This window comes from Bartonella sp. CL25QHWL (assembly GCF_042195335.1).
Taxonomy (GTDB): domain Bacteria; phylum Pseudomonadota; class Alphaproteobacteria; order Rhizobiales; family Rhizobiaceae; genus Bartonella.
Genome location: NZ_JBHIOE010000001.1, coordinates 142,062 through 155,534 on the forward strand (window position 1 = coordinate 142,062; position 13,473 = coordinate 155,534).

Annotated in this window: 10 protein-coding genes; 5 read left to right on the forward strand and 5 right to left on the reverse strand. The window is 36.7% G+C overall.

Annotation, left to right across the window (positions count from 1 at the left end):
* Nucleotides 1-278: 278 nt before the first annotated feature.
* Complete coding sequence (thpR, locus tag ACFILY_RS00495) at nucleotides 279-818, forward strand: RNA 2',3'-cyclic phosphodiesterase (protein ID WP_375637228.1); 540 nt, start codon at nucleotides 279-281, stop codon at nucleotides 816-818.
* A 106-nt stretch (nucleotides 819-924) separates the two neighbouring features.
* On the opposite strand, the gene grpE is transcribed toward thpR, so the two are convergent.
* Together grpE and hrcA are read right to left on the reverse strand one after the other, a co-directional pair.
* Nucleotides 925-1,587, reverse strand: a complete 663-nt coding sequence (gene grpE / locus ACFILY_RS00500) for a nucleotide exchange factor GrpE (RefSeq protein WP_375637230.1) — start codon at nucleotides 1,585-1,587, stop codon at nucleotides 925-927.
* Between the two features lie 124 nt (nucleotides 1,588-1,711).
* Nucleotides 1,712-2,782, reverse strand: a complete 1,071-nt coding sequence (hrcA, locus tag ACFILY_RS00505; protein ID WP_273790224.1) for a heat-inducible transcriptional repressor HrcA — start codon at nucleotides 2,780-2,782, stop codon at nucleotides 1,712-1,714.
* Nucleotides 2,783-3,287: 505 nt separating this feature from the next.
* Between hrcA and rdgB the strand changes: the two genes are divergently transcribed.
* On the forward strand, nucleotides 3,288-3,935 hold the full coding sequence (gene rdgB, locus ACFILY_RS00510) for an RdgB/HAM1 family non-canonical purine NTP pyrophosphatase (protein ID WP_375637232.1): 648 nt from the start codon (nucleotides 3,288-3,290) through the stop codon (nucleotides 3,933-3,935).
* On the forward strand, nucleotides 3,932-5,131 hold the full coding sequence (gene hemW, locus ACFILY_RS00515; RefSeq protein WP_375637235.1) for a radical SAM family heme chaperone HemW: 1,200 nt from the start codon (nucleotides 3,932-3,934) through the stop codon (nucleotides 5,129-5,131). The genes rdgB and hemW overlap by 4 nt, the downstream gene beginning before the upstream one ends.
* A gap of 1,598 nt (nucleotides 5,132-6,729) precedes the next feature.
* Here the strand turns inward: hemW and dapE are convergent.
* The 3 genes from dapE to ACFILY_RS00530 all read right to left on the reverse strand — a co-directional run bounded on the left by dapE (nucleotide 6,730) and on the right by ACFILY_RS00530 (nucleotide 9,682).
* Complete coding sequence (dapE, locus tag ACFILY_RS00520; RefSeq protein ID WP_375637237.1) at nucleotides 6,730-7,902, reverse strand: succinyl-diaminopimelate desuccinylase; 1,173 nt, start codon at nucleotides 7,900-7,902, stop codon at nucleotides 6,730-6,732.
* A 222-nt stretch (nucleotides 7,903-8,124) separates the two neighbouring features.
* On the reverse strand, nucleotides 8,125-8,871 hold the full coding sequence (locus tag ACFILY_RS00525; protein WP_273790220.1) for a M48 family metallopeptidase: 747 nt from the start codon (nucleotides 8,869-8,871) through the stop codon (nucleotides 8,125-8,127).
* Nucleotides 8,872-8,902: 31 nt separating this feature from the next.
* Complete coding sequence (locus ACFILY_RS00530) at nucleotides 8,903-9,682, reverse strand: alpha/beta hydrolase (RefSeq protein WP_375630579.1); 780 nt, start codon at nucleotides 9,680-9,682, stop codon at nucleotides 8,903-8,905.
* 195 nt (nucleotides 9,683-9,877) lie between these two features.
* On the opposite strand from ACFILY_RS00530, the gene infC reads away from it, so the two are divergent.
* Entirely contained in the window at nucleotides 9,878-10,396 is a 519-nt protein-coding gene (gene infC, locus ACFILY_RS00535) for a translation initiation factor IF-3 (protein WP_273790218.1), read from the forward strand.
* A gap of 595 nt (nucleotides 10,397-10,991) precedes the next feature.
* The gene (locus ACFILY_RS00540) at nucleotides 10,992-12,758 is read left to right on the forward strand and encodes an ABC transporter ATP-binding protein (RefSeq protein WP_273790216.1); all 1,767 of its coding nucleotides are present in this window, start codon (nucleotides 10,992-10,994) and stop codon (nucleotides 12,756-12,758) included.
* Nucleotides 12,759-13,473 lie beyond the last annotated feature (715 nt).

The following is a 13,473-nucleotide window of genomic DNA, read 5'->3' on the forward strand; positions in this document are numbered from 1 at the left end:
TATCAACTTTTCTTATTTTCTGCTAACTTTGTAGCCTTTATAATACACAAGTAATCTTCCATTGCACATCATTGTGATACAGATCATGAAAACGCAATTCTTATCAATGTCATAACCATTTTCTTAAAACGAATAAGCTTTGTACGCTCATAATTATAGTAAGCATTTTTTAGACATTCTTTTTCTATACTATTGCCTTGTTTTATGTGGTACGTGCCCCGCCCTTATTATCTATATTGCGCTTGGGATAGCATCTTTCATTATAAGGAGATAATATCATGGGTCGTCTATTTAGTGCTCTCCAGATTCCTCAACAAACAACAAAAGCCCTCGTATCATTGCAAAATGGCTTACCAAAAGCGCAATGGATCAACCCGCAAAATTTTCATGTCACCTTATCTTTTTTTGGCGAAGTTGAAAGTTCTACAGCAGATGAAATTATGCATACCTTTAACACTATAGAACTTCCTTCTTTTACGCTACAGATAAAGGGTTTTGAAGTTTTTGGTTCAGAAAATGCTCCCCATTCTCTTGTGGTTCGCATTGAACCTTGTGAAAAGCTTACTCTTTTACATGAAAAGATGCAATATATTCGGAATAAATTAGAGTTAAAGCCTGATGAAAGACTGTTTATTCCGCATATCACTCTTGCACGAATATTTGATATTAATCTTAAAGATCTTTCTTCTTATCTATCTTTTCAAGATGATTTTTTTGTCCCTCCTTTTGAAGTTGATCATTTTGTTTTATTGTTATCGGCCTCTCCCTTAAATAAGGCTCCCTATATTGTAAAAGGAAATTGGCCACTTCAAAAATAAAAGGGTGTTTGTCACACCCTTTAAAAACTCTTTGAGAAAAGACCCTATATATATGAAACTGCAGGGAATACTGCATTTTACGATAGAGGTTTGTTATTGATGTGTTTTAAGCCGAATCAGCTTCAACAGAAGCTTCTTTTGCTCCTCCTTTAGCTACACCCACTATAGCTGGACGTAACACCCTTTCCCCGATAATATAACCTGCCTGAACCACTTGTTGAACAGTATTATCTGGAACATCAGCATTGGGAATTTCAAACATCGCTTGATGAAAGTGAGGATCAAATTTTTGCCCCTCTGGATGAATTTTTTGCACCCCATGACGTTCTAATGCTGCCATCATGGCACGTTCAGTCATTTCAACGCCTTCTGCCAATGATTTCAAACCAGCATCACTCTCCCGTGCACCTTCTGGAATAGCTTCCAAAGCACGATTGAGATTGTCAGAAACCGATAACATATCCCGTGCAAAATTAGCAATGGAATAAGCCTTTGCATCCGCCACATCTCGCATAGTACGGCGTCGAAGATTTTCCATATCTGCAACAAGACGTAAAAGCTGATCTTTCAGTTCTTTATTTTCATCCTGCAAAGACGCTAAAAGATCACTAACCTCATTGCTTTCTGTTTCAATGACTTCGTGTTCCTCTGTTTTATGTGTTTTTAAAAATTCATCGGCTGCCTGTTTAAGTGTATTACGATCAGCTGGATTTTTTAAATCACAATTTTCAAATGAAGCGTCAGTAAATTTGTTTTTTTCATCAGACATAAAAATTTTATTCCTTCATAAGATTCGTTATTCTCGATATCGAAATTCTACAGACAAAAATCAAGGGGTAGCGATGTATATAATACAATGAGCTTTTATAGTACAAATACTTACTTGCATCGTTTTAACGCAATAACTGTGACACAAGTTGAGCTGTATAATCAACCATGGGCACAATCCTTGCATAATTAAGCCGTGTAGGACCAATAACACCTAAAGCACCAATGACTCTTTGTTGTGAATCTCGATAAGGTGCTACAACTAAAGAAGAACCAGAAAGAGAAAATAACTTATTTTCTGAACCAATAAAAATTCTAACCCCAGAACCTTCATCCGTTAAATCGAGAAGCTGTGCCATACTCTCGCGCGTTTCAAGATCATCAAACAAATGGCGTAACCGTTCTAAATCTTCTTCTGCTTTCACATCTTCAAGTAAATTGCTACGCCCGCGAACAATGAGGTGTATTTTATGATCAGCATCTTCTCCTCCCCAAAGAGCTAATCCCGTTTCAACAAGATGATGTGATAAATCATCAAGTGCGGCCCTTGTTTCTGCGCATAAGCGGGCAATTTCCCCTTTAGCTTCACTCAATGTACGCCCTTGAATATGGGCATTGAGAAAATTCGTTGCTTCCGTCAATTGTGCATGGGTAACCCCTTCTGGTAAATGAACAATACGATTTTCAACTTCACCTTGTTGAGTCACCAAAACGGCAAGAGCGTGCTCCCTATCAAGGCGCACAAATTCAATATGTTTCAATGTTCCTTCTTGTTTTGTTGCTAAAACAAGCCCTGCCCCACGTGAAAGATCTGAAAGAACTCGGCTTGCTTGAACAAGAAAATGTTCAACCGATTGTGCATGACCAGCCTCTTTGACTTGCATTTCAATATTTTCTCGCTCTTCGTTTGGCAAATCACCCGCTTCCATAAATGCATCAACAAAAAAGCGTAAACCTGATTGTGTCGGCATTCGACCCGCAGAAACATGTGGTGCATAAATCAAACCGAGATGTTCAAGATCACTCATCACATTGCGAATCGTCGCAGGCGATAATGTCTGTTGTAAAAGCCGCGAAAGATTACGTGACCCTACAGGTTCACCATCATTAAGATAAGCTTCAACAATATGGCGAAAAATATCACGCGAACGTTCATCAAGATATTTTAGTTCATTATCAATAGTTTTGTGCTTCATCACAATTGTTTCACTACTTTTAAAATCCTCATCTCTTATATAAGTTTTGTCAAGGTTTGGTCAAATAGTCTAAAGTAGTATAAAAATATATTATCCTATTGAGCTGTAAAATGCTACCTTTCAGAGTGATGCTTGATAAATTACGCAGGAAATATTTTTTGTTAGAGTGTGTGAGAAATATTTAAGATAAGAGTTGATCTGTAAAGTGGTCTGCTGTAGGGACTTATCAAGAGAATCTAGATTGATTAAAAACCGCTGTAGATAGAAAATTTCACCCTTTAGAGCAAGCAGGAAATTGGAAATTTACCATAAAAATGCTATCATAAATAAAGAGATGTCTTTCATATCTTTGCAAGGTTATCTTCATACAAGATAAAAAATTTTATTGGAATAAAATATCATTAAACGTGTAAAATAATCATATCATGTAAAATGTGTGTGTATGAGCATTAAAGTCGGTTTTTAGCACAAAAATAATTCCCCTTTCATTTTTGGAGAAATCTATATGAGAAGCATAGCAGATAAAAAACTTGTCATTGCTACACATAACACCGGAAAATTGCATGAAATCACTACTTTAATTACGCCTTTCGGTTTACTAATACAATCGGCAAAAGAACTGGGCTTGCCAGAACCAAAAGAAACGGGAAAAACATTTGAAGAAAATGCTTATATTAAAGCTTTTTCAGCAGCAAAAAAAACAGGACTTCCTGCCCTATCTGATGATTCAGGCTTAGAGGTAGATGCATTGGAGGGTGCGCCAGGCGTTTATACCGCTGATTGGGCAATTCAAGCCGATGGTACACGTAATTTTCCAAAAGCTATGAAAAAAATAGAAAATGAACTCCAAAAAGTCGGAGCACGAGAAAAAAGTCAACGGAAATGCCGTTTTATATCCGTCATTTGCATTGCATGGCCTGATGCTCATGCAGATTACTTCCGTGGATGCGTTGAAGGAACGTTCATTTGGCCTCCACGGGGAGATAAAGGCTTTGGTTTTGATCCTATTTTTTTACCCGATGGATGTGAAAATACCTTTGGAGAAATGTCAACAGAGCAAAAACACAACTGGAAACGTAATGATATTTCCCCTCTTTCACATCGCGCACGTGCTTTCAAACTTTTGGCAGAAAACCTTTTAGCATTCTCATGAAAGAACCTTTTGGCATTTACATTCATTGGCCCTTTTGTGCAGCTAAATGTCCTTATTGTGACTTTAATTCGCATGTTCGCATCCATGGTGTTGATCAACCACGTTTTGTCACCGCCTTTAAGCGCGAAATAGAAACACAATACCACAAAATAGGCCCACGCCATATTACAAGTATTTTTATTGGTGGAGGAACCCCTTCCCTTATGGAGCCGCAAACTGTCGATGCCCTATTGCAAGCACTTGCAAAAAAATGGGTAGTCGATGATAAAGTTGAAATTACATTAGAAGCTAATCCATCCAGTGTGGAAGCAGAGCGCTTTCGTGGATACCGTGCGGCAGGTGTTAATCGCTTATCTCTAGGGATACAAGCGCTCAATGATAAAGCATTGCGCAAACTTGGCCGACTCCATAATGTGGAACAAGCTCTTTGTGCCATTGCTTTAGCACGGCAAATTTTTCCACGTTTATCCTTTGATCTCATTTATGCCCGCCCCGAACAAACCCTTGAACAATGGAAATCTGAACTTGTACAAGCAATTGATTTAGCAGCGGACCATCTTTCTCTTTATCAATTGACGATCGAAGAAGGAACCGCCTTTAAACGGCTTCATGATGCAGGAAGACTTATCCTTCCCCCATCAGAGCTAGCAGCAGATCTGTATCATCTTACTCAAGAAATAACGGCACTACATGGACTTCCTGCCTATGAAATCTCAAACCATGCAATGCTCGGTGCCGAATCAGCACACAATCTTCTTTATTGGCGTTATCACCAATATGCAGGCTTTGGTCCAGGAGCACATGGACGTTTCATTGAGCACGCATCGAATCATTCCTCTTTCTGTTCAAAAACATTGTCATCACACCTTGAAAACCGCGAACGTTATGTCACAATAAATGAAAAGCATCCCGAACAGTGGCTTAATTTGGTAGAAACAACAGGACATGGCTGTATTGAAACGGAACATTTAACCACTGAACAACAGGCAAATGAAATGCTCCTTATGGGATTACGCCTTTGCGAAGGCTTAGAACTTATACGCTATGAAACCTTAAGCCCTAAACGTATCCCAATGGAAAAACTGATCGATTTACAACACCAAGAATTGATAGAAATGGTGGATAACCAACGCTTAAAAGCAACAACCAAAGGACGTATTGTTCTTGATCACATCATCAGCCAACTTGCAAATTAAAGTTTTTATAACAACATACTTATTTTAATCATAATTATCATTTTTCATAGCAAGGTGAAATTAGAATATTGTGAGCTTCTCTCATTTCAAAACTATTTATAGCAAGTTAGTTATCGCCATTTGCTTACACCTTAAAAATAGAGAAGCATGTGGATAAAAACTATAAAAAAGGAGTAAAAAGGCCTCTTATGAACACTCTTAAGTGCTAAAAGCTATTGCAATATTTTGAGCTAGAAAGTGTATGGTGCTCTAACTTTATTTTTCATAAACATAAAGATGGGGAGGCATTATAGATTTTATATTACAACATTCATAAGCACCGTAGTAGCACAAATGTGACAAACATTGAGAAAATTTCTCTAAAACAAATACGTGAATGCATAACACGATAATGTATTTTTTCTTTATGAAATCGTGGCACCATTAAAAGAACCATAGAAATAAGCATGAAACCATGCATCAATTTTTGATTATGTAAAAAGATCTTACTCTATTTACTTTTGAAAACCGTAAAGCCGAATAAAAAAGAAAGTAAAAAAGCACGCTGATTTTCACCTTTATACCTTTATATTTTTCCTCAATGAAATTGTATGTCTGTTTCAGAGATTATAAAAAATAGATATACGCAATACTTTTATCCTATTCTGGCATGTAAAAGCGGTTATCGCAAAAAGTACTGAACCAATATTTATTTGAGATACGCGGCTGTATGATTGGTATTGATTTATAGGTCACAGCAAAATCACGAGCTTTATTAAACAAATAATGCACTCAAATGGCAAATATACCCGATATGAATCGAGATTGCTTTGTTAGCGAGCGAAACGACGTTAATCCCATATGATCTTACTTGTATGCATAATGCTTATGAGTATCTGTACGCGTCCTTTAAGGTTATTTTATTAAAAAATTGAGAATAATACTAGGACAATCCTTGGCTCAAGAAGTCAACGTGCTGCTACAAAAAATTCTGTGTATCTTTATCATAACCAAGATTAAAGCTGATTAAATAAGCTCACCTTCTATCTCGTAATGATTTTGCAACGGAAGTTCTTGGGGACAAAAAAAGCATGGCAAAATATATGAAATAAAACAAACTTAAAGCGCTTTTCCTATAGGCTTTATTCTAAGAGAGTCTAATTGGAACAAGAAGTACCTTTTATGAGAGTGCAGAAAACATATCAAAACATGAGCTGTGAATGAGCGCATTTATGTTGTACGAACTTTTTACAATAGCAGCATGTTTTTGTGTGTCTTTATGGCTTCAACCTGTCATCACACAATGATGATATAATATTCATTGTTTTCCATATATGATTGCGTGTGACTTCCTTTCTACACTTTAAAGAACGAATATTTTCAATCCAATATGGTCTAAACAGTTCTACTTCTTCAAGCAGGTCTCTCTTGGCTTTCCAATTATGTAATTCACTTAACTAAAAACTCTACAGGCAAGAATCCCAACTTAAGAATATTCATCACTTACTCTAAAACCACTTAATATATTAAGTCTTACGAGACTCATATCACCACACCTTAAATGTCAATATCTTATAGCTCAACAAGATAAAGGTATTTTTGAACCAAAAATCTTTTCTTTATGCAAAAAATTCAATAATAAAACGCTCATAAATAGCAGTAAGAGTTTCCACTGCATCAAGGGCCACACACTCATCTACCATATGCATCGTTTGCCCTGGTAAGCCAAATTCAATCACTGGGCAATAATCCTTAATAAATCGCGCATCTGAAGTACCACCAGAAGTGGAACATTCTGGTATATTCCCTGTTACACTTTTAATAGCATTGGATAAAGTTTGAATGAGTTTATCATTTTTGGTCAAAAAAACATCTCCTAAACTTGGAATCCATTCAAGCTGATAAGAGGGATATTGGTCACCATTGTTTTTTGATTGCACCAAAGCAAGACGCTTTTCAATTTCCTTCATCAGTGTTTCTTTTGTCCAAAGATCATTGTAGCGTATATTAAAATGAACTGTTGTCTGCGCTGGGATAACATTGACCGCTAAATTACCGGTATCGATGCTTGTTAGCTCTAGATTACTGGGTTGAAAATTCTCTGTCCCTTTATCTAAATCAGTTTGTGTCAATGCTTGAATAAGCTTACTTGCCAAAGGCAAGGGATTAGTAGCCCGCTCTGGAAAAGCAACATGACCTTGGCGACCTTTCACGGTAATGATACCAGAAATCGATCCGCGGCGACCGATTTTGATGACATCCCCAACAGTCTTTACACTTGTTGGTTCCCCCACAAGAGCCGCAGTCCATTTTTCGCCTTTTTTTTCTGCCCATTTGAGAAGTTTGACGGTACCATTAACAGCAGGTCCCTCTTCATCACCGGTAATCAAAAAACTTACCATTCCTTTAATGGATCGTTTCTCAAGAACTCGCGCTAGCGCCGCAATAAAACAAGCGATTCCGCCCTTCATATCAACAGCACCCCGCCCATATAATTTCCCCTGATCTATGACAGCTTCAAAAGGTGAATAAGTCCAATCTTCCAATGCACCTGGTGGTACGACATCTGTATGACCCGCAAACATAAGATGGGGTCCTTCATTTCCCATTTTTGCATAAAGATTTTCAACATTATCTGTATTTTTATCCGTAAAAATAGGGCGCTCGACGTGAAATCCCATTTTTTTCAAAAATTGTTCCAAAGTTGATAAAGCCCCCGCTTCATGAGGTGTAACAGAAGGACAACGGATAAGTCTCTTTAGTAGCTGAAGTGGATCTGTAAGAACAGGCATAAGGTCCCTTCCCATTTTTTATAAGTCATCGGAACTTAAGGTTATTACGCTGAATTACAAAAAAGATAAAGAAAAAACATTGAAGACACTCAGCAAACCAAGCAGGGGAGAACAATCGTGCTGAGAGCTTCAATGGCTTCCTCATTATAAATGAGCAAGCACACACACAACAAAACACTCAACAAAAAGTTCCGTTAAATGTTGCCTTCATTTGAAAGTTTTTTACGCCTCTAAATTATATGAATCAAAATTAATTGCTTGCAATCTATGGGCATTTTCCTTCAACCAAGCACGGTACGTTTTACTATCAGGACATAGCTCTTCACAAAGAGCCCAAAATCTTGGTCCGTGATTCATTTCAACAAGATGAGCAACCTCATGAGCAACAACATATTCCACAACTTCTTTTGGTGCCATAACAAGGCGCCAAGAAAAAGAAAGACGCTTATCTATTGAACAAGATCCCCAACGACTTCTCGTATCTTTATAACAAATTGATTTGACTTTACGCTCTACTTTATGGGCATAATGTGCCACCAAAGGTGTTATAATAAGTGCTGCTTGTTTTTTCAAAACGTCAGCAATGCGTCTTGGGAGGTATTCTAATTGACCATAAACAATAATTTTAGGTCCTTGCTCCGCATCTGCTGTAAGGATTTCTGTTACCCCACGCCCTTCTCTATGCTTTATGGTATGGGAAACACCTAATAAAGGAATCATTGCCCCCTCTTTGAGATAAGCATTTTCATGAGAGATTTGTAAACGAGCAAGACGTGCCTCAATCCAAGATCGATGCTTTTCAATAAAACTTTGAATCGTACAGAGACTTATCGCTGGTGGTGTTGTTACACAAATCTCTTGACTGCTGGCATCAATACGTAAGGTAAGACGGCGTGCATACTTATTTTCCCGCACCCGTACAGGTACAGAGCGATCAGAAAAAATAAAATGCTGTTTAGAAATGCTCATATATTTTTATCTTCATCAATAAATGTACCCCTTATTTTGCATTAATCTGATTAATAAAAGATCTCAATACTGTTTCAAGGCAATCTAAATCTTGTGGACGAGAAAAGCGATGATCAGCATCACGAACAAGTGTCAACGTTACATCATGGAGAGGTAAATGATCAAGTAAAGTCAATGTATGCTGATAGGGAATATCTTCATCTTCCATCCCTTGTAGAATATGGACTGGACACCCAACATCAATGCATCCTTTCATAACACAATTTTTGCGCCCATCTTCAATTAATTTTTTTGTAAAGGGCATTGGCTCTGTATCATCAACAGCAGGTCGTTCAATATAGCCTTTTTCTTCCAAAATCTTCCATTCTTCTGGGCCTAATTTGGGTTCCACCAATGTTTGTGTAAAATCAGGCGCTGGAGCAATCAATATCATGCCAGCAAGCTTCTTATTTTTCTGTGCTAGCATCATAGCAAGCCTTAGTGCAATCCACCCACCCATAGAGGAACCAATCAAAATTTGTGGACCCTCACAATAGGTTTCAAAAGTCGCTAAACTTTCCTTAACCCAACGCGAAATTGTTCCTTGAAAAAAATCACCTTCAGATTCTCCATGTCCAGAATAATCAAAACGTAAACAAGACAAATCATTCTTCTGAGCAAACTGATCAACTAACGTTGCCTTACTTCCCAACATATCGGATTGATAGCCAGGAAGCCAAACCAAACCTGGAGATTGGCGCCCCTTGCGATAGCGTACTGCAAGTGTGGTGTTCTCAAACGAAAAAAACTGACAAGGAATATGTTGATCCATGATTCTTTATCCTCCATAAAACAATTTCTTTAAATTAAGAGAAAACTTTTATAATCTAAATCATTCCAAAAAGTAATAAATCAAATAATGAAAATAACACGAATTATAGTTGTTTTTAGGTGCATAATTGTATATTAAATTAACTGTAGTTGAATCAAAATTTAAGGAGCATAAACCATTCGTAAACCGTTTAAAATGACACCTACCCAAAAAGACGGACCACGTTCAAATAAGGATATTCGGGTACCTCATGTTCAGCTTATCAATGATGAGGGACAACATCAGGGAGTTGTTGCGATACAAGAAGCTCTTGCTATGGCTGCAGATGCGGGACTTGATTTGGTTGAGATTGTACCAAATGCAGAGCCACCCGTATGTAAAATCATCGATTTGGGAAAATTAAAATATCAAACCCAAAAAAAAGCTGCTGAAACACGTAAGAAGCAAAAAGTCATCGAAATCAAAGAGATTAAGATGCGCCCAAATGTTGATGTCCATGATTATGGAGTCAAGCTCAAGGCTGTTCATCGCTTTATTGATCATGGTGATAAAGTAAAGATTACTTTGCGTTTTCGTGGTCGTGAGATGGCTCACCAAGATCTTGGATTAAAGCTTCTTCAGCGTGTGAAAGAAGATACAAGTGAAATTGCCAAAATCGAATTGGAGCCAAAGCTTGAAGGCCGGCAAATGATGATGGTGATAGCACCTAAATAGTTTTGCATTGGAATAATATTCGCATGCAACTCATTAGCATGGGCGTATGGTATTTTTAGAAGCACCACATAGAGTTTTTGTGGTGCTTTTAAGGTTTTATAAATGTGTATAAAGCCTTTTAAGAGTTTAATAATGCTTGATCGATTTATAAGAAGAATTCGTTATTTTGCATATTAAATGAGAAAGCTCAAACATCGTAAGGCCTTCTTATTTCAAGCACTCTTATCATGCAATGCGGCGAAATTGTTTGCTTACACATCACAAATGGAGATGATACATAAAAAATTATTAAAAAAGCAGAAATGTTTTTTGTGAGCCATTTCAAGTGCCAAAGGCTATCACAATACGGAAATTGGTAAATACAATAGTGAAACCCGCCGGTATCTTTTATTGAAAACTAAAAATAATGATGAACAACGAATTTTCGTTATACCTTTTACAGAAACTTTGCACTACATTCTTCACTCTCGCCGTCGTGAAATTGATATGATGAGCCTTGAAAGAAAAGACTATTTTTGTAAAAAAGATTAAGGGGCTTTTTAATTAAGAGTGTTTCAATCTTGCATAAAATAATGAGAGAATATAGAAGCACTTCATGGCTAAAAAACAAATTTCCTCTTTCGACAAACATCTTATTATCCGCCTTTTACGAGAAAATTTTCGTAAACATATGCGTTGGTACAGTGCGGCTATCTTCTCAATGATCATCATTTCTTGTACCACAGCAACCAGTGCATGGATTATGCGGGATGTTGTTAATCAGATTATTGATGCACAAAATTTTCCTATGATTGTTTTGATTTCTAGCTTCATTGCTTTTATCTTTATTCTCAAAGGAGTTGCAACTTTTTTCCAAACTTACTTTCTAAACAAAGCAGGCAACAGTATCATTGCTGAACAACAGCGTAAAATTTTTGCACGACTTATGGAACAAGGAGTCTCTTTTTATCATAATAACACTTCATCTGATCTTCTTGTTCGTGTAACTCATAATGCAACAGCCGTACGTAATATAATTGATACTATTATCACAACTTTTGTACGTGATTTGCTTTCCGTTAGTGGTCTGTTGCTTGTCATGTTCATTCAAAACTTTGTGTTAATCTCCATTACTTTAATCGTAGGACCACTAGCTTTTTTAGGCGTTCGAATGGCTTTAAAACGCGTTCGCAGCTTGATGGAAAAAGAGCTCCTTTCACTTGGTGAAATTATCAAAATCGTACAGGAAACGGCTGTTGGTATTCGAATCATCAAGGCCTTTTCACTAGAAGAAGTCATGAAAAAACGGATGGACAAAGCCATTTGTGATGTTGAAAAACAAACAAACAGTATTGCAACACTCGAAGCTATTACCAATCCAATTATGGAAACACTCACGGGTGTTGCCATTGCAGGTATTATTTGTTTTTCCGGTTATCTTGCAACCCAACGCGCAGGTGTTCAAGGTGAATTTATGTCCTTTATTGTTGCTTTACTTTTAGCTTATGAACCCGCAAAAAGACTAGCAAATGTACGTGTTAAAATTGAATCTGGCTTGGTCAATATCCGTACGATGTTTGAAATACTCGATTGTCCCCTTACAGTTGTAGAACATAAAGAAGCTAAAGATCTGAATAAAACGCAAGGAACTATTCGTTTCGAACATGTTTCTTTTGCATACACTAATAACAAAATGATATTGAAAGACATCAATCTAGAAATAGAAGCCGGAAAAATGACAGCATTGGTGGGACCATCCGGTTCGGGAAAATCAACCCTTATCAACCTTATTATGCGCCTCTATGACCCCACAAAAGGACGCATATTGATTAATGATCAAGACATTCGCTACACAACATTTCGCTCTCTGAGAAACCTGATGGCCTATGTAGGACAGGATACTTTTCTCTTTCAAGGAACTGTTAAATATAATATCGGGCTTGGAAAAGAAGGGGCTAGTGATGACGAAATTATCGAAGCAGCAAAAGCAGCAAATGCTCATGACTTTATTATGAGTTTGCCAAATGGTTATGATACACAGATAGGTGATAATGGCTGTAATCTTTCAGGGGGGCAAAAACAACGACTCGCTATCGCTAGAGCAATGATTCACGATAGTGAAATTCTGATTCTTGATGAAGCAACAAGTGCGCTCGATTCACACACCGAAGCACAAATTAATGAAGCCATTCACCACCTTACTAAAGGACGCACAACGATCATTATTGCTCATCGCCTTTCAACGATTGCTCGTGCTCATAAAATTGTGGTCATACAAAATGGACAACTAATTGAACAAGGTACTCAAAAAGAATTGCTAGCAAAAGAAAATGGGTTTTATAAAAAACTTCATAATATCCAGTTCAAAAAACATACCTCCTAATTTCTAGATCCTTAAATAAGATTTGAAATAAAAAATGGATAGAAGGTAATGCTCCATTTATAAAAAAAGACTTGTTATCAAGAAAAAGCATTACTTCAATCAAGAATTGGTAAAGAATTTATGGTTTATTGAAAATAAAATTCTTGGATTTAGATGAAAACTTTACTCGTTGTTTTGTTGAATGCAAAAGATAAGATGTAATTTGCTTATTGCAAATTTTCTTTATATTTATGATGAATCAATCAAAAGCGCTTGTTGTACGTCATAAGAGATATTGGTATATGCATAAAAACTCTTAAGATAAGCAATAAAAATACCTCTACACTTTCAAGTGAAAAGATTGTCAGCAACATGAAAAGCTGGAAAATAGAATGATAATGCCGGCTTATAGCTTTAGCAAATACTTATACCTTTATTAATAACGGTAGTGTAGATTTTATACCATTCATAAGAGGTACTTTATACCATTTCACAAGCAATCTTATGAAATAGACTCAAGCGCACATTGAGAAATGTTCCTTTAAAACAAGTACATAAACTTGCAACACAATAATGTTATATTTTGGAGTATTCTGTTTGGGGAGCTATTCGTTATAAGAAAAGTGATCTCATTCAAGACACAATAAACAAAAATCTAAAATAATAGGTAATTTTTATTATTAAAAAATATTGCTTTAAATGCGTTTGACAATAAAATCGATATCTTATGAATTCT